The sequence below is a fragment of the Qaidamihabitans albus genome (assembly GCF_016464705.1).
Taxonomy (GTDB): Bacteria; Actinomycetota; Actinomycetes; order Mycobacteriales; family Pseudonocardiaceae; genus Qaidamihabitans; species Qaidamihabitans albus.
Genome location: NZ_JAEHOB010000022.1, coordinates 22,889 through 45,296, shown reverse-complemented (window position 1 = coordinate 45,296; position 22,408 = coordinate 22,889). Strand labels below are relative to the sequence as shown.

Genomic DNA, 22,408 nt, shown 5'->3' with positions numbered 1-22,408 from the left:
GTCAGCTCGCGCACACCTCGGCGAAACGCCGCACGTCGATGTTGCCGCCGGAGATGACGAGCCCGATGCGTGCGTGCCCCCGGCCTGCCCGCCCGGCCAGTACGGCGGCCAGTGCGGTCGCGCCGCTGGGCTCGACGACGATCTTCAGACGTTCGAACGCCAGCCGCATCGCGTCGCGGATCTGGTCGTCGGTGACCAGAGCGATGTCGTCGACCAGCCGCTGATTGACGGAGAACGTCAGCTCGCCGGGAGTCTCCGCGGCCTGACCGTCGGCGATCGTGCGCGGCACGGCGATGGTCACCCGCCTGCCCGCATCGAGGGAGCGTTTCGTGTCGTCACCCGCTTCGGGTTCGACGCCGAACACCTGGATGCCCCTGACCAGGCCCTTGGCGGCGGTGGCGCTGCCGGCGATCAGCCCGCCGCCGCCGACCGGCGTCACGAGCGCGTCGAGGTCACCGGCCTCCTCGATGAGCTCCAGCGCCGCGGTGCCCTGTCCGGCGATGATGTGCGGATGCTCGTACGGGGGGATCAGCGTCAGGCCCCGGTCGGCGGCCATGGCCTCGCCGATGGCGACCCGGTCCCCGGTGTAGCGGTCGTAGGTGACGATCTCGGCCCCGTAGCCCGCGGTGGCGTCCCTCTTAGACCGCGGTGTGTCCTCCGGCATGAGGATCACGGCGGTGCTGCCCAGCTCCCGCGCCGCCAGCGCGACGGCCTGGGCGTGGTTGCCCGACGAGTAGGCGGCGACCCCCTTCGCGAGCTGCTCCGGTGAAAGCCGCGAGACGGCGTTGTAGGCACCGCGGAACTTGAAGGCGCCGCCGCGCTGGAAGTTCTCGCACTTGAGGAAGACCTCCGCCCCGACGAGCTCGTTCAGGGTGCGGGAGCGCAGCACGGGGGTGCGGTGTGCGATGCCGTCGATCCGGGCCGCGGCGTCGCGGACGTCGGCCAGGGCGATCGGCGGGGTGTTCGTCATCCTTGCGCTCCTTCGGTGGTGTCGGTGCCGCCGCGGACCTCGGCGAGGTAGTTGTAGGCGGAGGCGCGGGAGATCCCCAGCCGGGCCGCGATCCGGCTCGCCGCGCCGCGCACCGCGAACACGCCGCGTTCGTGGAGGCCGCGGAACAGCTCCAGACGTTCGTCCCGGCTGAGGTCGGCCCAGGGCTTGTTCTGCCGCAGTTGGTGGCTGTCGACGATCGCGTCCACCACGGAGCCGATGTCGTCGCCGAAGGTCGTGGTCGGTGGGGTGGTGGCGGGTGTGGTGACACCCGCGATCTCACCGACCACGGAATGGACCTGGTTGACCGCGGTGATGTCGAGGTTGACGCAGAGGGCGCCGAACACCGAGCCGGTGGAGTCGCGCAGCACCATCGTCGAGGACTTGACCATCTTCCCGTCCCTGGTGCGGGTGATGTAGTTGAGCTCGTCCCGCGCCTCGTCGCCACGAGCGAGGACCCCCATGCCGATCTCGCTCATCGACCCGCCGACACCGCGCCCGGTCACCGATCCCGCGATGGCCACCACCGAGCGTTCCGGGCGGCGGAAGTCGTGGATCACCGCCTCGCAGAAGGAGCCGAGCGTCGCGGCGATCCCGTCGATCACCGGGGTCAGTGCGGCGATGATCGCGTCCTGCTCGGCTGCCGGCATGGCACCTCCTCCGCGGTCGACGCGCTCCCGACCCGATCGCTAGACAAGTTGTTTATACAATAGACGCAAAGTCCAAGCAAGCGATCGACGGACGGTCCTCGACCACTGTTGACCTGCGGCCCGAGCAGGTTGACGCTTCATGGCGTGGGTTCGCGATCGGTGAGGTGAGCATGGCACGCGCACAGGTGGTCGAGACGATTCAGTGCACGCCCGGCGAGCTGGTCGAGTTCGCGATGGACCCGGAGCGCTACCGCGCGGTCGACGACAAGATCGGCGCGATCGACTGGGTCCGCCGCGACGGTGACGTGACCGAGTTCCGGTTCCGGGGCAAGCTGCCCGGACTGCCGGGTCCGGCGCCGAAGATCGTGTCGCGGATGCGCCGCACTTCCGCCGGGCGGATCGACGTCGGCCTGCCGGCGGTGCCGCAGAACCGGCTCGCCAGCCGGATGGTGGCGATCTCCGCGAGCTGGGTCTGTGAGCCTGCCGGTGCCGGGACCAGGGTGACCCGCACCCTTCGGTTCGATTTCAAACCGCCGGTGAGGTGGCTGGCGGAGCCGGTGCTACGGCGAACCTTGCAGGCCGACGTGGAGGCCGAGATGCGCCGCGCGAAGGCGTACCTCGAGTCGGCGTAGGCCGGGCACGAGCTGATGCGGGGCCCGGTGAAACCGGTGGCCGATCGGTCAGGAATCGAGAAGCGAGGTACTCCAGGGTCGCTACTACGGTGACCGCCATGGCGACCATCGAGTTTGTCACGATCGAGGTGGCCGACACCACGGCTGCCGACCGCTTCTGCACCGCCGCTTTCGGGGTGGGCAGTTGGATGCGCCTGCGGGCCTCGGAGGCAGCGACGACCGGCTTCCGCGGGTTCACGCTGTCGCTCATCGTGTCCCAGCCGGCCACCGTCGACAGTTTCGTCGGCAGCGCCCTCGACGCCGGCGCAACGTCGCTGAAGCCAGCTGCGAAGTCGCTCTGGGGATATGGCGGCGTCGTACAGGCCCCGGACGGGACGATCTGGACGGTCGCGTCCTTGTCGAAGAAGGACACCGGCCTGGCCACCCGGCGGGTCGACGACGTTGTGCTCCAGCTGGGAGTCGCGGACGTGGCCGCGAGCAAGCGGCTCTACGTCGACCGCGGCTTCGCCGTGGCGAAGAGCTATGGCCGGAGATACGTCGAGTTGGGCACGCCGTCGAGTCCGGTCAAGCTGGCGCTCTACCGGCGTCGTGCCCTCGCCAAGGTCGCCGGCGTCTCTGCCGAAGGCACCGGATCGCACCGGCTCGCGATCGGGAGCGATGCCGGGCCCTTCACCGACCCGGACGGGTTCGTGTGGGAGGCCGCATCGCTCTGAGCCGGGCGGCGTGAAGTGGGCTAGAATTCTCACTCGCCGGCTGCCACGGACCGTATCCAGGACGTAACCGCATGACCGATCGCAAGAAAGACGACGCGAAACCGAAGCTGCTCTCCGGCGGAAACCCGCAGATCCCCAAGGGTGAGGGGAACGGCCCGGTGCAGGACTACATCGCTGCCATGCCCGGCTGGAAGCGAGACGTCGGGCAACGCCTCGATGGCCTCATCGTGCGCACGGTCCCCGCTGAGGTACACAAAGCCGTGAAATGGAACCAACCGTTCTACGGCGTGAAGGGCGAGGGTTGGTTCCTGTCGTTCCGTTGTTACACGAACTACGTGCAGGTGCAGTTCTTGAGAGGGACGTCGCTCGATCCCATGCCGCCGAAGGCGTCCAGGCACGACGAGGTGCGCTACCTCGACATCCACGAGGACGATGAACCGGACGAGGACCAACTCCGATCCTGGATCGAGCAGGCCGGCAATCTGCCGGGCGAAAAGATGTGACCCAGCTGTTGTGGCGTGTCTGAATCTCGTTCACGGGCGGTGCCGCGTCAGATGAACGGATGCTCCTCGACCAGCGGCTCGGGGGCGGACAGGCGCCACGCCTCGTAGACCAGCTCGGTGAGCTCGTCGGCTTCGATTCTCGGCAGGTGCACGACGACCCAGCCGAAACCACCGGCCGTGAACTGCACCTCGAACACGTCGGGCCGTTCGGAGACGAGTGCGGTCTGCTCGGAAAGGGTCTGCTTCAACCCGACCGTCCTGGTCCGCGGCCAGTAGTAGCCGAAGCGCCTGCCGCGGACGCTGAAGGCCGTGTAGTCCCTCGCCTTCGCGCGCTCGACCTCAGCGAGCCGGTCCACCGTCCGCAGGAACTGATTGCCGGGCACACCCATAGCGGTCATTGTGCCTCGTGAGTGCGCACACGAGTGAGAACTCGCGTGCGCACTCACGAGCATATGGCCCAGTCACGGCGGCCGACCGGACCAGCGCTCCTACAACTTCCGCTTGTCTTGATGCAAGTTCTGCAGGAGAACGGCACAACGCGTGGACATGCGTGCGGAAGCCTTCTATGGTTTCCGTCACGATGCGTCGTTGCTCCGGTTTGTTAACCGGTGATCGATCTTCGGACCCGGCGAATGTCCCCGTGGCGGTCGGCTCGCGCCGACCGCCGTCACATGTTCCTCACCGCCAGGAGGAAGAATGCAACAACGCTCGTTCCAGCGCCGTTCGAGACGTCTGGCCGGCTTCTTCGTCGCCCTGCTCGTCGCCAGTGGCCTGGGGCTGACCCCGGCCACGGCGCAGGAACCGGCCCCTGCCGGTGCGGATATTCCGCCCCAGGAACCGGGTGTCACGCTGCGCGTCTTCGATCTGCAGGCGCCGCTGAGCAAGATCTGTACGCTCAAGGCCGGGCAGACCCCGAACGTCGACAAGCTGATGCCGGTGATCGACTGGAGCTCGGCCGAAGACTTCGGTGTCAACGACTACTTCCTGACCCATGTGGTCGCCAACATCAACGTGCCGCAGGACGGTCGGTACACCTTCCGGCTGACGAGCGACGACGGCTCACGCCTGCTGATCGACGACGAGCTGGTCATCGACCACGACGGACTGCACGCCGCGGAACCGAAGGACGGCACGGTGAGCCTGACAGCGGGCTACCACTCGCTGCGCATCGAGCATTTCGAGCGAACCGGCGGCGAGCAGATCACCCTCGCCTGGCAGCCGCCCGGTGCCTCCGGCTTCGCCGTCGTGCCGAACTCCGTACTGAGCACCGACGCGGACGTCGTACGCGTGACGGCGCCGGGACGCAAGCAATGCGAGAGCGGCACCGACGCGCCCGGTGACGGGCTGCCACTGAACGCGGTGCATCCGAACTACACGCTGACCGATCTTCGGCCGGCCGGGTTCGAGCCGCAGGTCACGGCGATGGACTGGATGCCGGACGGCCGTCTGGCGGTGGCGACCTGGGGTGGCAGCAACAACACGGCCGGGGAGGTGTACCTCCTCAGCGGCGTGACCGGTGAGACCGGCCCCGGCGAGGTGACGGCCGAGCGGGTGGCGAGCGATCTCAAGGAGCCGATGGGCATCAAGGTCGTGGACGGCACGATCTTCGTCTCGCAGAAACATGAGCTGACCGAGCTCGCCGATCTCAACGGCGACGACGTCGTCGACGAGTACAGGACCATCGCCACGTGGCCCTACGGCGGCAACTTCCACGAGTTCGCGTTCGGCCTGCTCTACAAGAACGGCTTCTTCTACCTCAACCTGTCGGTCGCCATCGACTACGGTGGCGCGACGACCGATCCGCAGCCGGCGCAGGACCGCGGCACCACGATCAAGGTGAACCGTAAGACCGGCAAGGTCTCCTACATCGCAGGTGGCCTGCGCACGCCCAACGGTATCGGATGGGGTCCCGGCGGGGACATCTTCGTCACGGACAACCAGGGCGGCTGGCTGCCCGCGTCGAAACTGGTCCACATCAAGCAGGATCGGTTCTTCAACCACTACACCAACCCCGAGGGGCCGTTCGACGAGAACCCCGTGACCCAGCCGGTGCTGTGGCTTCCGCAGAACGAGATAGCGAACTCGCCGAGCACGCCGCTGCGGCTGACCGAGGGTCCGTTCGCCGGGCAGATGGTGTTCGGAGACGTGACCTACGGTGGTCTCCAGCGCGCGCACCTGGAGAAGGTGAAGGGCCAGTACCAGGGTGCGGTGTTCCGCCACACGCAAGGGCTCGAGGCCGGCGTGAACCGGATCAGCATCGGCCCGGACGGCGCGATCTACGCGGGCGGCCTCGGCGCGGGAGGCAACTGGGGCCAGGAGGGTAAGCTGACCTACGGCCTGCAGAAGTTGACGCCCAACGGCGACAACGCATTCGACATTCTCGCCATGCGCGCCAAGCCGAACGGTTTCGAGCTGGAGTACACGCAGCCGGTCTCCGAGGAGACGGCCGCCAAGCTGGCCTCCAGTTACCAGGTCAAGCAGTGGCGTTACGTCCCGACGCCCTCCTACGGCGGCCCCAAGGTCGACGAGGAGACGCTGCCGGTGCGGTCGGCCACGCTGTCGCCCGACGGGAAGAAGGTCAACCTGGAGATCACCGGCCTGAAGCCGGACCGGGTCGTGCACCTGCGCTCCCCCCGGCCGTTCAGCTCCGTCAGCGGCGAGTCGCTCTGGAGCACCGAGGCCTGGTACACGCTGAACTCCCTGCCGGGTGCCGAGCCGCCGGTCACCAGCTACGAGGCCGAGGAGGCGACGCGCTCCGGCGGGGCGGGGTTCAACACCAACCACTCGGGATACTCGGGAGCCGGATTCGTCGACGGCTACGGGACCGAGGGCGCCGCCACCACGTTCGACGTCACGGTGGAGACCGGAGGCACCTACGACGTCGGCCTGCGGTACTCGAACGGACCGCATCCGTTCTCCGGTACCAAGACGGTGAGCGTCTACGTCAACGGCCGCAAGGTCAAGCAGACGAGCCTGCACAGCACGGGGGACTGGGACAGCTGGTCGACCCAGACCGAATCGCTGAACCTACGGGCCGGGGCCAACACGATCACCTACAAGCACGACAGCGGCGACACCGGCCACGTCAACCTCGACCTCATCAACGTCAACCGGCAGGGCAGCCGGATCACCCTGTTCGACGGCGCTGACCGGAGCGGCTGGCAGCACACCGACGGGCGCACCGTGGAATGGCCTCTGGTCGACGGCGCGATGGAGGTCTGTTGTGGAGACATCCGCACCAAGCAGGCATTCGGCGACTTCAAGCTGCACGTCGAGTTCTGGCTGCCGGAGCTCCCGCCCGACGTGACCGGTCAGGCGCGCGCCAACAGCGGCGTGTACCTGCAGGAGCGCTACGAGATCCAGGTGCTCGACTCCTACGGTGACGAGTCACTCGCGGACAACGAGGCGGCCGCGATCTACACCAAGAAGGCCGCGGACAGCAACGCCGCGACGGCACCGGAGACCTGGCAGTCCTACGACATCACCTTCCGGGCTGCGCGGTTCGACAGTGCCGGAGCCAAGGTCTCCGATGCCAGGGTGACCGTGGTGTGGAACGGCGTCACGGTCCACGACGACGTGGCGATCGACGGACCGACCGGTGGTGGCGCTCCCGAAGGGCCTTCGTTCGGCGCCATCCGGCTGCAGGACCACGGGAACGACGTGCGTTACCGCAACATCTGGATCGAGCCGCTGGCGTAGGGCCGCCTGCCGCGGAGTTCCGTGCCGGCCGGTGGGGTGATCGACGACCGCGATCGCCCCACCGGCCGGGCGCGTGCTCAGCCATCCCATTCGTGCCCGGGCGTGCGTGTGCGTGACCAGTGGTGCAGTTCGGTGAGGAATATCCGGGAGCGGCACACCGTCTCGGCCGCCGCCGGATGGGCGGCCGCGGGGCCGGCGCGCTCAAGCCCGGCCGCGAGCAGGCGATCAACGGTGTCCACCGCGTGGCGGTCACCCATGTCCGGTCGAGGGCTGGACAGTCGTCGCGTGACCCCCTTGCCGAGGTAGGTGTCCGCGATCGTGCACTGCAGGCGGGCCAGCGCCGAGCAGAGCGTCTCGGCCGTCGTGCGGAGCGTCCGCTCGTGCCCGGCCGCGACCAGTGCGGCCACGGTGACCTCGGCGGCATGTCGCAGTGCGGGCTCGGGGTCGTACTCGTGCCGGTGCGAGCGGTAGGTGAAGGCCACCAGAGGATATCAATGCACCATCTCGTCGACCTCGCGTAGGTGCCCTGCCCAGCTCCGGCAGACCGCACGGGCCTGGTCGGCACCCGCCTCGGCCAGGCAGTCGGCAAGCATCGTGGCTCCGCCCCCACCGCGGGTGTCGTCGTGCACGGTCAGCGTGTACCGGTTACGGGTGGCCACCCCGCCGACGATCTCGATCGCGTAGGTGGCCATGCCGGTGAACATGGCGAAGCCGACGGCCGCGGCCGACACGGAGACCAGTTGTCCGGCGGTGGAAAGCGGAGTGAGGTCGCCGTAGCCGAGCACGGTGACCGTGCCCGCCGCGAAGTAGAGGGCGTCGAGGAAGGTGGGCGGACCGAGCCCGGTCTGGACCGCGAAGTCGGTGCCGAGCATCGGCCAGACGAGCAGCGTGACACCGAGGGTGACCAGCGCGACCCAGCTCATGCAGGTCACGGCCACGATCACCGGCCCGGCCATGCCGAGCACGGGTCTGCCCGCGCGTGGCACGCGCGCTCGCACCGTCGTCGTCAACCACCACACCGCACGGCGGACTCCCCTCGCCACCAGCCCTTCGGCATCGGGATGCAGCACGGTGACCGCGGCGTCGCATGCCACCAGCAGGGCCAGCAGCAGGCCCAGCCACGGCACGAGATCCATCGGCGACTGGTACCCGCTACCGGTCCGGTCGACACTCCCGCCGGCTCGCCGGGATGCGCTCAGCCCACGATCGTCCGCGCCACGTGCGCTCGCGCGGCATCGACCAGGTGGCCTTGCAGCGAGAAGAAGAGGTCGGCGGCCCGGAGCCCGATCCAGTTCCGCGGCAGGAGCTCCTCGGGCAGGCCCGGATCCAGATAGGGCAGTCGCCGCCAGTCGGTGAGCAGCCGGACGTAGTCGACGAAGGCGTCCCGCTCGCTGACCTTCCGGCGGCGCTGCCAACGATGCCGCATCGGGCCGTGTTCGGCGAGGAACTCCGAGTACAGCGCCTCGAGCTCGTCGAGATCCCACCATCGGCGCACCTTCGCGCTCACGTCACCGAAGGCCAGGTGGTCGGCGCGAAAGAGGTCGGCGTAGCCGTCCAGGCCGAGCCGGCGCAGCACCTCGGCCGTCGGCTGGTGCAGGTGCGCGGGCGCGATCCAGACACCGGGAGCCGCGGTGCCGAACCCGAGCCTGGTGAGCTGCGAGCGAAGGAGGTGCCGCTTTTTGCGTTCGGCTTCCGGCACGGAGAACACCGCGAGCAGCCAGCCGTCGTCCAGCGTTGCCCGTTCCCGCCGGAAGATCCGCCGGTCGCCCTCGGCCAGGATCGCCAGGGCCTCGCCCGACAACGCGTACCCGGCGGCGCCGTCGCGGCGCTGGGCTTCGAGGATGCCCCGCTTCTTGAGCCGCGAGATCGACGACCGCACGGAGGGCTCGTCGATGTCGAGGTCACCGAGCAGGCTGACGAGGGAGGCCACCGAGAGCCAGCCGCCGCCCTGGCGAGCGTAGAGGCCGTAGACCGTCACGATGAGCTGCCGGGGCTGAGCCGCTCTGCTCAGGTTCTCACCGTCGGTGAGTTCCACGCTGCTCGATACGGTCGTCACGACAGGACGCTATCAGTCCGCGCCGGTCCCGGGGTAGCAGCACGGGCGGTTGTGCCCCCTGGGAGCGGTGAACGGCGCCGGCGGGGGATGTGGGCGCCTGTGCGATTGACATAGCGAGACATTGACTATCGTCACCACAGCAGAATAGTGTCGGGTCACGTTGTTGAGGAGGACCCTCGATGCCGCTGACCACGTCCGCCCATGTGGATCCGTTCTGCCGGACGCACCTTCCACCGGAGAGCGAATGGCCCGAGTTCCTGCTCGGCGAACCCGGCCCGCGGTATCCGGACCGCCTCAACTGCGCCACCGCGCTGCTCGACGACGTGATCGCCGAGCATGGCGGCGACAGGGCGTGCCTGCTGGCGCCGGGGGAGCGCGCCTGGACCTACGACCGGTTGCGCGCGACCGCGAACCGCATCGCGCACTTGCTCACCTCCGAGCTCGGCGTCGTCCCGGGTAACCGGGTGCTGCTGCGGGGGCCCAACAACCCATGGCTCGTCGCGTGCTGGTTCGGCGTGCTCAAGGCCGGCGCCGTCGCCGTCACGACGATGCCGATGCTGCGTAGCGGGGAGCTCCGCGACATCCACGAGATCGCCCGGATCGACGTCGCCCTGAGCGATCACCGGTTCCTCGCCGACCTCGGCGCGGCCGATCTCGGCGTGCCGACGCTGGCCTACGGCGGGCCGTCCGCCGACGACCTGGCGGTCCGGATAGGCGCGCATTCCGGGAAGTTCGACGACGTGCCGACCGCGGCCGACGACGTGGCCCTGCTCGCGTTCACCTCCGGCACGACCGGGCGACCAAAGTCGACCATGCACTTCCACCGCGACGTCCTCGCGATCGCCGACACGTTTTCGCGGCACATCGTCAGGCCGGCCGCCGACGACGTCTTCACCGGCACTCCGCCGATCGCGTTCACCTTCGGCCTCGGCGGGCTCGTCGTCTTCCCGCTGCACGCAGGGGCGAGCACGCTGCTGGTCGAGAAGGCCACCCCGGCGGAGCTCGCGCGGCACATCGGCGACAACGGCGTGTCGGTGTGCTTCACCGCCCCGACGGCCTATCGCGCGATGCTGGCCTCGGGTGAGATGCCGGCGCTGTCCACGCTACGGCGGGCGGTGTCGGCGGGGGAGCACCTCGATGCGGCGACTTGGCACGAGTTCCGTGACGCCACCGGAATCGCCCTCATCGACGGCATCGGGGCGACCGAGATGCTGCACATCTTCATCTCGGCTTCGGACGACGACATCCGCCCTGGGGCGACGGGACGGGTGGTGCCCGGTTACGAGGCGCGGATCGTCGACGAGGAGGGCAGGCCGGTTCCGGACGGAACCCCCGGGCGGCTGGCCGTCCGGGGACCGACCGGCTGCCGCTACCTGGCCGACCCGCGCCAGCGCGTCTACGTGCAGGATGGGTGGAACGTCACCGGCGACACGTTCACCCGGGATGCGGACGGCTATTTCTGGTACCACGCGCGCAGCGACGACATGATCGTCTCGTCGGGGTACAACATCGCCGGACCGGAGGTCGAGGAGGCGGTACTGGCTCATCCCGACGTCATCGACTGCGCGGTGGTCGGCGTCCCCGATCCGGCGCGTGGCCAGCTCGTCACCGCCTTCGTCGTCGTCCGCGAGGGCGCTCCTGCCGGCGCGGAGGCCGCCGCCTCGATCCAGCGCCACGTCAAGGCGACCATCGCGCCGTACAAGTACCCGCGCGCCGTCGAGTTCGTCACCGAGCTTCCGCGCACCGCCACCGGAAAGCTCCAGCGCTTCCGCCTGCGCGAGGCCGCGGCGACCACCTGACGAGGGGCGGTGCTGCCGGGCGCGGTACGAGGTGGCTCAGTCCAACGTCGCGACGCCCTGGATCTCGACGAGCGCGGTGGCATCCCACAGCCGGACCACTCCGATACCGGCCATCGCCGGGTACTCGGTGCCCACGAGGCGGCGCCAGACGGCACCGATCTCGCGCGAATGCGCCAGATAGTCGTCCATGTCGACGGTGTAGATCGTCACCGTCGCGAGATCGGCAGGCGTGCCCCCGGCGGCGTCCAGGGCGTAGAGCAGGTTGCCGAGTGCCTGCTCGAACTGTTCGACGACGCCTTCGCCGACGATCGTGCCGGACGCGTCGAGCGCGGTCTGGCCTGCGAGGTACACGGTGCGCCGCCGGTCGGTGAGCACAGCATGGCTGAACCCGCGGGGAGTGCCGAGGGCGGGCGGGTTGATGCGTTCGAAGGTCATGACTGGACCGCTCCTCCGTCGACGTTGATGCCCTGGCCGTTGATGGCGCCGTTCTCGACACAGGCCTGCACCGCAGCGGCTACCTCGTCGGGCTCGATCAGCCGTCCGATCGGCTGCCGGCGCGCGAGCAGGGCGGTGGCCTCGTCGGCGCCGACGCCCCGGCGTTCGCCGATCGCCGCGATCGTGGAGCGGGTCATCGGGGTGTCGACGTATCCGGGGCACACGGCGTTGACGGTGACACCGGTGCCGGCGACCTCGTCGGCCGCCGCGCGGACCAGCCCGAGCACGCCGTGCTTGCTGGCGGTGTAGGCACTGACCTGGCGTTCGCCGCGTTTGGCGACGACCGAGGCGATGACCACGACGCGGCCCCATCCTCGCTCCGTCATGGCGGGCAGCGCGCGGCGGAGGCAGCGGAACGGCGCCGTCAGGTTGGCATCGAGCATCCGCTGCCACTGCTCGTCGGTGGTGTCGGCGAGCGGCGAAGCCAGCGAGGCGCCCGCATTCGCCACCAGCACCGCGGCGGTGTCCCAGGTCTGTTCGACGGCGGTGAACACGCGATCGGCCTCGCCTGCCGCGGTCAGGTCGGCGGAGAGGCACAGCGACGGTCCGGCCAGCCCGGCCGCGACGGTCTCGAGCTTGCCGGCGTCGCGTCCCACCAGGACCACCCGGTGGCCGGCCGCGGACAGCCGCAGTGCCGTGGCGCGGCCGATCCCCTGACCCGCCCCCGTGACGACGCTGACGGTGCCCGCGGCTTGCTCCGGCCGGTTCGCTAGCGTCCCTTCCACGCGGGTGGCCGCCCTTCGTTGAACGCCGCGTGGAACTCGGCGTGGTCGTCCGTGGTCATCAGCAGTGCCTGGGTCATGGCGTCGAGCTCGACGGCCGCCGAAAGCGGCATGTCCAGCTCGCGGGTCAGCAGCGACTTGGTCTGGGCGAAGGCGAGGGTGGGCCCGGCCGCGAGCCGTTCGGCGAGGGCGGCGACCGCCGCGTCGAGGCCGTCGTCGGCCACCAGTTCGGAGACCAGCCCGTAGCGGTCGGCGGTGGCCGCGTCGATGGTGTCGCCGAGCATGAGCATCTTGGTCGCGTGGCCGAGGCCGACGACGCGGGGGAGCAGGTAGGCCGCGCCCATGTCGCCGCCGGACAGCCCGACCTTGGTGAACAGGAAGGCGAACCGGCCGGAGGCGCCGACGACGCGGAAGTCCGAGGCGAGCGCGAGCACGGCGCCCGCACCGGCCGCGATACCCTGGATCCTGGTGATGATCGGGATCGGGCACTCGCGCATCGCGCGGATGACGTCGCCGGTCATCTTGGTGAACCGCATCAGCTGGTCGGCGTCCATCTCGAGCAGCTCGCCGATGATCTCGTTGACGTCGCCGCCGCCGCAGAAGCCGCGCCCCTCGCCCTGGATGACGAGCACCTTGACGCCGTCGTGGTGTGGCAGTTCGGACAGCAGGTCGCGCAGGTCGGCGTAGGACTCGAAGGTGAGCGGGTTGAGCTTCTCGGGCCGGTTGAACGTCACCGTCGCGACGGGCCCCTCGATGCGGAAATCGAAGTGCTGCCACGTGGTGGTCAATGGCACGGACGCGCGGAAGCGGGTCATGAGGCGGTCCTTTGCTTGAGGATCTCCCTGGCGATGATCGAGCGCTGGACCTCCGAGGCTCCCTCGTAGATCCGTGGCGCACGGACGTCACGGTAGAGGTGTTCGAGCAGGTGGCCGCGTTGCAGTGCCCTGGCGCCGTGCAACTGCACGCACTGGTCGACGATCTGCTGGGCCGACTCGGTCGCGAACAGCTTCGCCATGGCGGCGGTCCGGCTGACCGTGCCGCGATCGGCCCCGGCGTCGTAGTTGCCCGCCGCGGAGTAGACCAGCAGGCGCGCCGCCTCCAGCTGCGTCGACATGGTGGCGAGCGAGTGGGCCACGGACTGCTGGGCGGCGAGCGGTCCGCCGTAGGCGTGCCGGCTCAGCACATGATCGATGGTGGCGTCGAGCGCCGCGCGGGCCATGCCGTTGGCGAAGGCTCCGACGCTCGGCCGGAACAGGTCGAGCGTGCGCATGGCGACCCGGAATCCGGCGTCGACCTCGCCGAGGACGTCCGAAGGCCCGACGCGCACACCGTCGAAGCTGAGCCGGCCGATCGGGTGCGGCGAGAGCAGATCGAGATGCTCGCCGCCGAGCCCGGCGGAGTCCCCGGCGACGGCGAACGCGGTCACGCCGCGCGCACCGGCGCCCGCGGTCGTGCGGGCGAAGACCGTGTAGACGTCGGCCTCGGGCGCGTTGGAGATCCACATCTTCTCGCCGGTGAGCCGCCAGGCGGCACCATCCCGCTCGGCTTCCAGTGACAACGCGGCGGCATCGGAGCCGGCCTCCGGTTCGGTGAGGGCGAACGCGGCCACGGTGCTACCGGCGACCACGCCGGGGATCCACCGCTCGATCGTCTCGGGGCGGCCCGACTGGAGGATGGGGTAGCTGCCGAGCCCCTGGAGTGCGAGCGCGGTCTCGGCCTCGGCACTGACGGTCGCGATCGTCTCGCGGAGCAGGCACAGTTGCATGGCCGCCGCGTCACGGGGAGCCTCGCCCGGCGAACCGCCGAAGAGATCCCGCAGGAGGCCGAGCCTGCCCATCGCCGCGAGCAGTGGCCGGTTGACGCGCCCGTCCACGCCCTCGGCGGCGAGCGTCGCGAGGTGCTCGGTGGCGAGGGCGCGGATGCGGTGCACGTAGTCGAGCTGGTCGGCGCTCAGCGCGAACCCGGTCATCCGTCCTCCTTCGGCGCGACAGCCGAAGGTTATATCGTATTGACAACGGGCGTCAAGGAGACAGTATACTTGCGGGTAGACACATTGGAGGGGATCGTGCGTATCGCTGTCGTCGGCGGAGGTCCCGGCGGGCTGTACTTCTCCGCGCTGGCCAAGCAGCTGGGGCCCGGCCACGAGATCACCGTGTGGGAGCGCAACGCCGCCGATGACACCTTCGGCTTCGGGGTCGTGTTCTCCGACGAGACACTCGGTGGCATCGAGCACGCCGATCCGGTCGTGCACGCCCGGATGGAGGAGGAGTTCGCGCGCTGGGACGACATCGACGTCCACTACCGGGGTGAGGTGGTCACCTGCGGTGGGCACGGCTTCGCGGCGATGGGCCGCAAGAGGCTGCTGGAGATACTGCAGCAGCGCTGCCGCGACCTCGGCGTCGATGTCCGGTTCAAGACCGAGGCGCCCGATGTCGCCGGGCTCAAGGACGAGTACGACCTCGTCGTAGCCTCCGACGGGCTGAACTCGGCCGTCCGCAAGCAGTACGCAGGCACCTTCCGGCCGACGCTGGACGTGGGACGTTCGCGCTACATGTGGCTGGGCACCGACAAGGTCTTCGAGGCGTTCACCTTCGACATCCGAGAGACGCCGCACGGCGTCATGCAGATGCACGGGTATCCCTTCGACGCGCACGGCAGCACGTTCATCGTCGAGATGCACGACGAGGTCTGGCACAGGGCCGGGTTCGCCGCACATGACGCCGCCGTCTCCGGCCTGGCGCCCGGCGTGTCGGACGAGCGGTCGGTCGACGCGGTCCGGAGCGTCTTCGCCGACGTGCTCGGCGACCACGAGGTGCTGGCCAACAACTCACGCTGGATCAGCTTCACCACGGTGAGCAACGAGCGCTGGCGCCACGACAACGTCGTCCTGCTCGGCGACTCCGCACACACCGCGCACTTCTCCATCGGCTCGGGCACCAAGCTCGCGATGGAGGACGCCCTTTCGCTGGCCGCCTGCCTGCACGAGAGCGCCGACGTGCCGGCCGCGCTCGCGGCCTACGAAGAGGAGCGCAAGGCCGTCGTCCTCTCGACCCAGCGGGCGGCGCAGGCGAGCCGCGAGTGGTTCGAGAACATCGGCCAGTACACGCATCAGCATCCGGCCCAGTTCGCCTTCAACCTGCTCACCAGGAGCCGGCGGATCACCTACGACAACCTGCGCCTGCGCGATCCCGGCTTCATCGCGGGTGTCGACGCCTGGTTCGCGGGCGAGGAGAAACGCGCCGGGCGCGGCACCGGGCAGGTGCGGCCGCCGATGTTCCAGCCGTTCCGGCTCGGTGAGCTGGAGCTCGCCAACCGGGTCGTGGTCTCGCCGATGGACATGTACGTCGCCGTCGACGGGGTGCCCGGGGACTTCCACCTGGTCCATCTCGGCGGCAAGGCGCTCGGCGGCGCGGGGCTGGTGATGACCGAGATGGTGTGCGTGTCACCGCGGGGCCGCATCACGCCCGCCTGCGCGGGGCTGTGGAACGATGAGCAGCGGGAGGCGTGGCAGCGGGTCTGCGACTTCGTCCACGAGTCGTCGGGCGCCAGGATCGGCGTCCAGATCGGACACTCGGGACCGAAGGGTTCGACCAAGGTGATGTGGGAGGGCATCGACCAGCCGCTCGACGACGGCAACTGGCCGGTGGTGGCGGCGTCCGAGGTGGCCTACCGCGAAGGTGTCAACCAGACCCCGCGCGCCCTCGGCCGGGCCGACATGGACACCATCGTCGCCGAGTTCGTCGCGGCGGCCGAGCGCGCCGACCGTGCCGGGTTCGACGTCGTCGAACTGCACTGCGCGCACGGCTACCTGCTGTCGTCGTTCCTGTCACCGGTGACCAACCGGCGCACCGACCGCTACGGCGGCGGCGTCGAGAACCGGCTGCGGTTCCCGCTCGAGGTCTTCGGCGCGATGCGTGCCGCACTGCCCGCGCACAAGCCGATGACGGTGCGCATCTCGGCCACCGACTGGGTGGAGGGCGGCATCAGCCTTGCGGACACCCTCGCGGTGGCCCGAGCTTTCGAGCGGGCCGGCGCGGCCGCGATCGACGTGTCCACCGGCCAGGTCACCTACGACGAACGTCCGGCCTTCGGCCGCTCCTACCAGACACCGTTCGCCGACACGATCCGCAACACGCTCGGGATCCCGACGATCGCGGTGGGCGCCATCTCCTCGGCCGACGACGTCAACACGATCGTTCTCTCCGGCCGCGCCGACCTCTGCGCACTGGGCCGCGTGCATCTCTACGATCCGAACTGGACGTTGCATGCGGCCATCGAGCAGGACTACGACGGACCCGGCGCGGTGTGGCCGGACTCCTGGCGCGCCGGTCGCCGCAAGCCGCAGACCGGCCGGATCGACCGGCCCAAACCCCGGCTGGAACTCATCAGAACGGCCAGCACGGCCGACGGCCATCTCCGGTGGAAGCCCACCCGCTCGTGAGTGCGCACCCGAGTTAGAACGCGCATGCGCACTCACGAGGTGAGTATAACGGCCTATACGCCCCCGAAGAGATCCTCGGGCCGGTGGTCGCCGTGCAGTTCGTCGAGCGCGGCACGGATCGAACGCTCCTCGAAGGCGAAGTGCGAGTCGCAGATGGCAGTGAGCCCGTCGAGGTGACTGAGCAACCGGGAACGTTCCTGAGGTGAGGGCTCATCGGCGAGCGCGGACACCACGCGCTCGAGGTCGGCGATCAACCCGGACATCATCGCGTGATCCTGCTCCAGCTTGGCGATCAGTGGCGCCAGCTCGGGGAACTGGCCGGCCAGCCGCGGGAACGCGGCGGTGTCCTCGCCCGTGTGGTGCTCGGTCAGTGCCGAGCAGAACGCCAGGCAGTGCGTGGCAAGGGTGGCCGCCGAGTGGGCCGGTGCGGTCCCCGCCTCGACCTGCTCCCGGATCCGCCGCAGCTCGGTGCGCAGCCGTTCGTGAACGGCGACGAGCTCGTCCCCCAGTCGCTGGAGCCGGTCGGCAGCCCCCGGTGTCTGCGTCATTACCGATGATTCGACCACTCCACGAGGTTTCGGACAAGTCCCCACGATGCGGCCACCCCACCTACGTCACGGCGCCAGCTCGAAGACCTCGAGCAGCGTGTACACCCCGAGCAGCGCGATGGCGACGCTGCTGACGGCGAGCAGCGTGTTGAACGCCGGACCGCCGCGCAATCGCTCGTCGGTCTCCGTGCGCCGGAGGTACCAGGCGGCGACGACGATCGCGAGCAGGAAGACCCCGGTCATGACACCGCCGATCTGCACCATCACGACGGGGGACTGGATCGCCAGGTAGGCCACGCCCCACACGATCGGCAGGGCTACGGTGAAGATCCGGATCCAGCGGAGCCTGGCCACCGGATCCTGCCAGTCCAGCGCGCCCATCGTGGCCAGGACGTTCGTGTACATCCGGGCCCAGCTCGGGATCGACGCCCACATCGTCGATCCGAGCACGACGATCGCCCCGAGCAGGAAGAGGGTGCTGGCCCAGTCGCCGAGTGTGTTGGTGTATACATTGGACAGAGTGGTGATCATCTCGTTGCCCTCCGGCACCAGTCCCTGTGGATTCAGGACGGCGGCCCCCATGATGTAGAAGGCGAGCGTGCCGAAGGTGTAGATGACCCAGGAGACGAGGGCGTCCTTGTACATCACCTTGATCCACCCCTTGGCGCGGCGCAGCCAGGCTTCGCTGCCGTCGTTGGGGCCGACCCAGCGCGCGTAGCCCTTCTCGACACACCAGTAGGTGTAGAAGGTGATCTCGTCCGCACCCACTCCGGTGATACCGAACATCGCGAGCGCCGCACCGAGCGCGCCGGCCGGAATCAGGAACGTGAGGCCGCCTGCGAGGTCACCCGCTCCGTACGCATGGGGTGTGAAGGGCAGCCCCAGTGCGATGAGCACCGTGACGAAGGAGAACGTCACCACCAGCGCGACCGCGACACGTTCGATGATCGAGTACTTGTTCTTGTACAGCATGAGGATGCTGACGGTGACGAGGAAGCTCGTCCAGATCGCCAGCGACGTGAAACCCAGAGGATCACCGCCGAGTGGCAGCAGGATGCTGGCGGCGACGGCGACGCCACCGACGATGCCACCGAGTTGCAGGAGCTTGGTCAGCGCCAGCAGGAGCCAGAGGATGTTGATCCAGCCCATTCGGCCGAGCCTCGGCGGTACCTTGTTGTACCCGGTGAGGGCGGGCTGACCGGTGGTGATGGTCCAGCGGGCCAGTTCGACCTGGACGGCGACCTTCACCAGGGTGCTGAAAATGACGAGCCAGAGCAGGGCGAAGCCGACTTCGGCGCCGAGAGTCGTGGTGGCGATGAGCTCGCCGGATCCCACGATTGAGGCACTGGTGATCAGTCCCGGCCCCAGATACCGGAGACTTGCCCGCCAGCCTGTCGGCGGCTCCTTGATCCCGTCCTGGGTCAGTACGTAGGGGTCGGCCACGGGCACAGCGCTGTGTGTGGTCACGTCGAGTCCCTTTCCGTTCGCGACTCATCCGATGCGGCGAAAAGGGTCCGTGTCACGAGGCCCCTTTCGGCGAGGTCGTCAACACCTCCTGCGGTGGGGGTTCGGGAGTGATCGGGCAGGCGGACCGGTGGCTACGAGGAGTCGCGGTAGACGGTGTGGAGCCGCTGGGTCCTCGAGTTGTCGAGGTGGGTGCTCATGGCCTCCTCCGCGGCGTCGGGCGCCCCGCGAATGATCGCCTCGGCGATCGTCCGATGCTCGGTCACGGCTTCGAAACCGATGTCGCTGGCGAAGTACAGCCGGAAGATGTGCAGGTGACAGTGGGTACGTTCGAAAGCGATCCGCACCTGGTCGTTACCCGAGAGCCGGGCGAGCAAGGAGTGGAACCTGGCATCGTGGGCGGCGAGCGCCCGGTAGTCGCGGTAGTCGGTTCCCTTCGGTGCGACCGCCGAGGCCATCTCGGCGCGTAGCTCGGCTGCGGTGTGCCGGTCGATCTTCTCGGCGGCGCGGCGGGCCGCCCACGGTTCGATGAGCTGCCTGAACTCGTACAGCTCGTCGAGCTCGCGTCTGCTGAGCAGCGGGGTCGCGCGGTATCCTCGCAGCGGTTCCTTGCTGGCCAGTCCCTCCGATTCGAGCCTGGCCAGCGCCTCCCGGACCGGGGTGGGGGAGACGTCGAGCTCGCGGGCCAGTCCGTCGATCGAGATGCGGGCGCCCGGCCGCACGACGTGGTCCATCACCAGGGTCTTGACGGTCTCGTAGACCTCGTCGGCGAGAACGTGGCGGCGGGGACGATGCGGCATCGCCGCGGTGTGGTCGCTCATCGCTCGACCCTCCGGCCCTGGGCAATTTATCGTAGATCCTATAGGATTCACGGCGATGACGGAAGGGAATCGCATGCGCCGGGTCCGACTCTCTGATGTGGCGGTTCTTCCGGAGCCAGGGGACAACGTCGCGATCACCGCCCGGACCCTGGAGCCGGGCACACGGCTCGACCTGGGCGAATCGAGCGTGACTGTTCGGCACACCGTCCCGGAGGGCCATCGGCTCGTGGTCCGGCCGATCGAGCGGGGACAGCCGCTGCTCTCGTGGTCGACCCCGTTCGCCAGGGCGCTTCGCGACCTGCGTCCCGGGGACTACGTGTGCACCGAGAGCAGCCTCGAGATCCTGCGAGCGCGCGGCACGGCTGGGTTGCCTGCCGAGCCGGCCGCCCGGAACGAGCCGCTGGACCCGTACCTGCTCGACGAGTCCGCACTCACCTTCGGCCAGCAGACAGGGAGAGTGGACTCGCCCGGTAGCTTCTGGGGATTCGCCCGCCCGCACGGTGTGGCGGGCACCCGCAACCACATCGTGCTGCTGGCGACCACGTCGCGCAGTGCGGCGTTCGTGACCGAACTGGCGCGCCGGTTCTCCGGACGGGCCGGCGGCGGCCTTGACGGAGTCGTCCCGGTCGCGCACACCGAGGGCGGCGAGGAGGCAGAGCCGAACAACCTCGGCCTTCTGCTCGCGGTCCTGGCCGGTTTCCTCGTCCACCCGAACGTGGGCGCGGTGCTCGTGGTCGACGAGCCGGGTGCGGCGGTCACCGGGGCACAGCTGCGGGACTACCTGCGCCGTAACGGCCATCCTCCGCCGGCCGTGCCGCACGCCTTCTTCACCCGTGGCGGCGGGTTCGCCGATGATCTGGCCGCCGCGGGCGACGTCGTGGCGGGCTGGCTCGAGCCGGTCGCGCGGCAGTCGCGTACCGCGCAGCCGATGGCCGATCTGCGAGTGGCGTTGCAGTGCGGCGGGTCGGACGCCTTCTCGGGCATCACCGCCAACCCGCTGAGCGGGGCGGTGGCGCGAGAGGTGATCAGACACGGGGGAGCGGCGGTGCTGGCCGAGACGGACGAGCTGATCGGCGCCGAGGGCTACGTGCTGGAGAACGTCCGCAACGCCGAGGTGGCACGGCGGTTCCTGCGGGCGATCGAGTCGTTCAAGGAGCGGGCGAGCTGGCACGGCCATACCGCGGAGGGCAACCCTTCCGGTGGCAACATCTACCGCGGCCTCTACAACATCGTGCTGAAGTCGGTCGGCGCGGCGCGCAAGTTCGACCGGCGGCTGCGCCTCGACCACGTGGTGGGTTACGGCGAGCCGTTGCCGGGGCCCGGCTTCACGTTCATGGACAGCCCGGGCAACGACCTGGAGTCGGTGGCGGGGCAGGTGGCGACCGGCTGCACGCTGATCTTCTTCACCACAGGCAACGGTTCGATCACCAACTTTCCCTTCGTCCCAACGGTCAAGTTCGTCAGCACCACACCGCGCTACGAGCTGCTGCGGCAGGAGATGGATGTGGACGCGGGTCGCTACCTCACCGGCACGCCGATGGACGAGCTGACAGACGAGGTGCTGGAGCTGGCCGTTCGCACGGCCTCGGGCGAGCGCACGGCCGGCGAGCGTGCGGGCCACAGCCAGGTGTCGATCTGGCGGGACTGGAAGCAGACGCGTCCACGCGCGGGCATCACACTCGGCATGGGCGGGCCGGTCGCGGACGCCTCGGCGGAGGAACGCGACGCCCCGCTGGCCGGGCGACCGGTGCCGGTCGCCCGGACCCGGACCGTTCCCCGGGACCTGTCGCGGTCGGCGGTACTACTCGCCGCCGACGGCCGGGCGGTGCCCGAGCACGTCGCGCTGGTGCTGCCGACGAGCCTGTGCTCGGGACAGATCGCGCTGCGCCTGGCCGAGCAGGCTCAGCAGGAGCGCTGGCTGGGCGACGCGGTGTCGCGCGTGGTCGCGCTGCCGCACACCGAGGGCTGCGGCGTCAGTGCAGGCACGTCGGAAGAGACGTACACCCGCGTCATGGTCGGCTACCTGACCCATCCGCACGTGCGGCGGGCGCTGCTGCTCGAACACGGCTGCGAGAAGACCCACAACGACTACTTCCGCGCCCGCCTCGTCGAGGCCGGCGCCGACCCGGACCGGTTCGGGTGGGCGAGTATCCAGCGGGACGGTGGTATCACCGCGGTATCCGGGAAGGTCCGCGAATGGTTCGAGGGGGCCGCGGCCGGCCTGCCCGCGCCGGTACCGACCGACGGCGATCTGGGCGGGCTCGCGGTGGGGCTGGAGGCCCGTGGTGAGCTTTCCGGGGCCACGGCGGAGGTACTGGCCACGGTGGGTGGCTGGGTCGTCGCGGCAGGCGGGACCGTGCTGCTGTCGTCGCGAGGGGCGCTGCTGGCCGACGAGGCGTTCCGCCGGATCGCCTTCGGCCGGGCCGACGGGGTCGGGCCGACCGTCGCGCACGGGCAGCGCCCGGCGGCGCCGGGCTGGCACGTGATGCGCGCGCCCGGCACCGACTGGCTGGAGACCGCGACCGGGCTGGGCGCATCCGGCGCGCAACTGGTGCTGGCGCACGTCGCCGGCGGTGCCCTCACCTCGCCCCGCCTTGTACCGCTCGTGCAGGTGAGTGCCGACCCGGACACGGCGGCCGTGCACCGGTCCGACCTGGACGGGGTGCTGCGGGGCGATGTGGACGCGCAGGCTCGCCGCGCGCTGGAGATCGTGCTGGCCGTCGCCTCGCGCGAGCACGTGCCGCGCGCTCTCGCGGCCGGGAACGTGGGGTTCCAGGTGACGCGCGGACTGCTCGGCACGTCGATGTGACCGCGTGGCAGCCCGCCGACGACCTGGTCACCTGTCGTGAGTGAGGAACCGCGTTCCAACTCGCGTAA

The 22,408-nt window shown here is 69.6% G+C and carries 20 protein-coding genes; 7 read left to right on the top strand and 13 right to left on the bottom strand.

What is annotated here, in order from left to right:
• Window position 1: 1 nt before the first annotated feature.
• Window positions 2-970, bottom strand: coding sequence for a pyridoxal-phosphate dependent enzyme (locus JAP66_RS28935; RefSeq protein ID WP_199435033.1), 969 nt, complete (start codon window positions 968-970; stop codon window positions 2-4).
• Entirely contained in the window at window positions 967-1,638 is a 672-nt protein-coding gene (locus tag JAP66_RS28930) for a helix-turn-helix transcriptional regulator (protein ID WP_199435032.1), read from the bottom strand. Before JAP66_RS28930 ends, JAP66_RS28935 begins: the two co-directional genes overlap by 4 nt.
• A 170-nt stretch (window positions 1,639-1,808) precedes the next feature.
• On the opposite strand from JAP66_RS28930, the gene JAP66_RS28925 reads away from it, so the two are divergent.
• The 3 genes from JAP66_RS28925 to JAP66_RS28915 all read left to right on the top strand — a co-directional run bounded on the left by JAP66_RS28925 (window position 1,809) and on the right by JAP66_RS28915 (window position 3,486).
• A complete protein-coding gene (locus JAP66_RS28925) occupies window positions 1,809-2,270 on the top strand; it encodes an SRPBCC family protein (RefSeq protein ID WP_199435031.1) in 462 nt (153 codons plus the stop codon).
• Between the two features lie 98 nt (window positions 2,271-2,368).
• Complete coding sequence (locus JAP66_RS28920) at window positions 2,369-2,983, top strand: VOC family protein (protein WP_199435030.1); 615 nt, start codon at window positions 2,369-2,371, stop codon at window positions 2,981-2,983.
• Window positions 2,984-3,054: 71 nt separating this feature from the next.
• Entirely contained in the window at window positions 3,055-3,486 is a 432-nt protein-coding gene (locus tag JAP66_RS28915) for a DUF1801 domain-containing protein (RefSeq protein ID WP_199435029.1), read from the top strand.
• Window positions 3,487-3,533: 47 nt separating this feature from the next.
• On the opposite strand, the gene JAP66_RS28910 is transcribed toward JAP66_RS28915, so the two are convergent.
• Window positions 3,534-3,875 carry an MmcQ/YjbR family DNA-binding protein gene (locus JAP66_RS28910; protein ID WP_199435061.1) on the bottom strand — a complete coding sequence of 114 codons (342 nt, stop codon included), beginning with the start codon at window positions 3,873-3,875 and terminating at the stop codon, window positions 3,534-3,536.
• A gap of 307 nt (window positions 3,876-4,182) precedes the next feature.
• Between JAP66_RS28910 and JAP66_RS28905 the strand changes: the two genes are divergently transcribed.
• Entirely contained in the window at window positions 4,183-7,185 is a 3,003-nt protein-coding gene (locus tag JAP66_RS28905; RefSeq protein ID WP_199435028.1) for a 3-keto-alpha-glucoside-1,2-lyase-like domain-containing protein, read from the top strand.
• A gap of 77 nt (window positions 7,186-7,262) precedes the next feature.
• On the opposite strand, the gene JAP66_RS28900 is transcribed toward JAP66_RS28905, so the two are convergent.
• The 3 genes from JAP66_RS28900 to JAP66_RS28890 are packed head-to-tail and all read right to left on the bottom strand — an operon-like array spanning window position 7,263 to window position 9,241.
• On the bottom strand, window positions 7,263-7,667 hold the full coding sequence (locus JAP66_RS28900; protein ID WP_199435027.1) for a hypothetical protein: 405 nt from the start codon (window positions 7,665-7,667) through the stop codon (window positions 7,263-7,265).
• Window positions 7,668-7,676: 9 nt separating this feature from the next.
• Window positions 7,677-8,321, bottom strand: a complete 645-nt coding sequence (locus JAP66_RS28895) for a potassium channel family protein (RefSeq protein WP_199435026.1) — start codon at window positions 8,319-8,321, stop codon at window positions 7,677-7,679.
• Window positions 8,322-8,380: 59 nt separating this feature from the next.
• Window positions 8,381-9,241, bottom strand: coding sequence for a PaaX family transcriptional regulator (locus JAP66_RS28890; protein WP_307849765.1), 861 nt, complete (start codon window positions 9,239-9,241; stop codon window positions 8,381-8,383).
• 179 nt (window positions 9,242-9,420) lie between these two features.
• Between JAP66_RS28890 and JAP66_RS28885 the strand changes: the two genes are divergently transcribed.
• Window positions 9,421-11,040 carry an AMP-binding protein gene (locus tag JAP66_RS28885; protein WP_199435025.1) on the top strand — a complete coding sequence of 540 codons (1,620 nt, stop codon included), beginning with the start codon at window positions 9,421-9,423 and terminating at the stop codon, window positions 11,038-11,040.
• A gap of 36 nt (window positions 11,041-11,076) precedes the next feature.
• On the opposite strand, the gene JAP66_RS28880 is transcribed toward JAP66_RS28885, so the two are convergent.
• Genes JAP66_RS28880 through JAP66_RS28865 form a run of 4 tightly spaced genes read right to left on the bottom strand, consistent with a single transcriptional unit; the run spans window position 11,077 to window position 14,226 of the window.
• Window positions 11,077-11,475, bottom strand: a complete 399-nt coding sequence (locus JAP66_RS28880) for a RidA family protein (protein ID WP_199435024.1) — start codon at window positions 11,473-11,475, stop codon at window positions 11,077-11,079.
• The gene (locus JAP66_RS28875) at window positions 11,472-12,260 is read right to left on the bottom strand and encodes an SDR family NAD(P)-dependent oxidoreductase (RefSeq protein WP_199435023.1); all 789 of its coding nucleotides are present in this window, start codon (window positions 12,258-12,260) and stop codon (window positions 11,472-11,474) included. The genes JAP66_RS28880 and JAP66_RS28875 overlap by 4 nt, the downstream gene beginning before the upstream one ends.
• Window positions 12,245-13,072: an enoyl-CoA hydratase family protein gene (locus JAP66_RS28870; protein ID WP_199435022.1), complete on the bottom strand. Its 828-nt coding sequence runs from the start codon at window positions 13,070-13,072 to the stop codon at window positions 12,245-12,247. Before JAP66_RS28870 ends, JAP66_RS28875 begins: the two co-directional genes overlap by 16 nt.
• Window positions 13,069-14,226 carry an acyl-CoA dehydrogenase family protein gene (locus tag JAP66_RS28865; protein ID WP_199435021.1) on the bottom strand — a complete coding sequence of 386 codons (1,158 nt, stop codon included), beginning with the start codon at window positions 14,224-14,226 and terminating at the stop codon, window positions 13,069-13,071. The genes JAP66_RS28870 and JAP66_RS28865 overlap by 4 nt, the downstream gene beginning before the upstream one ends.
• A gap of 96 nt (window positions 14,227-14,322) precedes the next feature.
• Here JAP66_RS28865 and JAP66_RS28860 point away from each other — a divergent pair, with 96 nt between their 5' ends.
• Window positions 14,323-16,698 carry a bifunctional salicylyl-CoA 5-hydroxylase/oxidoreductase gene (locus JAP66_RS28860; protein ID WP_199435020.1) on the top strand — a complete coding sequence of 792 codons (2,376 nt, stop codon included), beginning with the start codon at window positions 14,323-14,325 and terminating at the stop codon, window positions 16,696-16,698.
• Between the two features lie 53 nt (window positions 16,699-16,751).
• Here JAP66_RS28860 and JAP66_RS28855 read toward each other — a convergent pair whose 3' ends face one another.
• The 3 genes from JAP66_RS28855 to JAP66_RS28845 form a co-directional block, all read right to left on the bottom strand.
• Window positions 16,752-17,246 carry a hemerythrin domain-containing protein gene (locus JAP66_RS28855; protein ID WP_199435019.1) on the bottom strand — a complete coding sequence of 165 codons (495 nt, stop codon included), beginning with the start codon at window positions 17,244-17,246 and terminating at the stop codon, window positions 16,752-16,754.
• A gap of 66 nt (window positions 17,247-17,312) precedes the next feature.
• Window positions 17,313-18,713, bottom strand: coding sequence for an Nramp family divalent metal transporter (locus tag JAP66_RS28850; RefSeq protein WP_307849764.1), 1,401 nt, complete (start codon window positions 18,711-18,713; stop codon window positions 17,313-17,315).
• Window positions 18,714-18,844: 131 nt separating this feature from the next.
• Window positions 18,845-19,531 carry a GntR family transcriptional regulator gene (locus tag JAP66_RS28845; protein WP_199435018.1) on the bottom strand — a complete coding sequence of 229 codons (687 nt, stop codon included), beginning with the start codon at window positions 19,529-19,531 and terminating at the stop codon, window positions 18,845-18,847.
• A 97-nt stretch (window positions 19,532-19,628) separates the two neighbouring features.
• Between JAP66_RS28845 and JAP66_RS28840 the strand changes: the two genes are divergently transcribed.
• Window positions 19,629-22,340, top strand: coding sequence for a UxaA family hydrolase (locus JAP66_RS28840; RefSeq protein WP_199435017.1), 2,712 nt, complete (start codon window positions 19,629-19,631; stop codon window positions 22,338-22,340).
• Window positions 22,341-22,408: the final 68 nt, after the last annotated feature.

Excerpts from the sequence above, each read along its gene's own strand:
- JAP66_RS28935 (WP_199435033.1), bottom strand. The coding sequence starts at position 970 with ATGACGAACACCCCGCCGATCGCCCTGGCCGACGTCCGCGACGCCGCG.
- JAP66_RS28930 (WP_199435032.1), bottom strand. The coding sequence starts at position 1,638 with ATGCCGGCAGCCGAGCAGGACGCGATCATCGCCGCACTGACCCCGGTG.
- JAP66_RS28925 (WP_199435031.1), top strand. The coding sequence starts at position 1,809 with ATGGCACGCGCACAGGTGGTCGAGACGATTCAGTGCACGCCCGGCGAG.
- JAP66_RS28920 (WP_199435030.1), top strand. The coding sequence starts at position 2,369 with ATGGCGACCATCGAGTTTGTCACGATCGAGGTGGCCGACACCACGGCT.
- JAP66_RS28915 (WP_199435029.1), top strand. The coding sequence starts at position 3,055 with ATGACCGATCGCAAGAAAGACGACGCGAAACCGAAGCTGCTCTCCGGC.
- JAP66_RS28910 (WP_199435061.1), bottom strand. The coding sequence starts at position 3,875 with ATGGGTGTGCCCGGCAATCAGTTCCTGCGGACGGTGGACCGGCTCGCT.
- JAP66_RS28905 (WP_199435028.1), top strand. The coding sequence starts at position 4,183 with ATGCAACAACGCTCGTTCCAGCGCCGTTCGAGACGTCTGGCCGGCTTC.
- JAP66_RS28895 (WP_199435026.1), bottom strand. The coding sequence starts at position 8,321 with ATGGATCTCGTGCCGTGGCTGGGCCTGCTGCTGGCCCTGCTGGTGGCA.
- JAP66_RS28885 (WP_199435025.1), top strand. The coding sequence starts at position 9,421 with ATGCCGCTGACCACGTCCGCCCATGTGGATCCGTTCTGCCGGACGCAC.
- JAP66_RS28880 (WP_199435024.1), bottom strand. The coding sequence starts at position 11,475 with ATGACCTTCGAACGCATCAACCCGCCCGCCCTCGGCACTCCCCGCGGG.
- JAP66_RS28870 (WP_199435022.1), bottom strand. The coding sequence starts at position 13,072 with ATGACCCGCTTCCGCGCGTCCGTGCCATTGACCACCACGTGGCAGCAC.
- JAP66_RS28865 (WP_199435021.1), bottom strand. The coding sequence starts at position 14,226 with ATGACCGGGTTCGCGCTGAGCGCCGACCAGCTCGACTACGTGCACCGC.
- JAP66_RS28855 (WP_199435019.1), bottom strand. The coding sequence starts at position 17,246 with ATGACGCAGACACCGGGGGCTGCCGACCGGCTCCAGCGACTGGGGGAC.
- JAP66_RS28845 (WP_199435018.1), bottom strand. The coding sequence starts at position 19,531 with ATGAGCGACCACACCGCGGCGATGCCGCATCGTCCCCGCCGCCACGTT.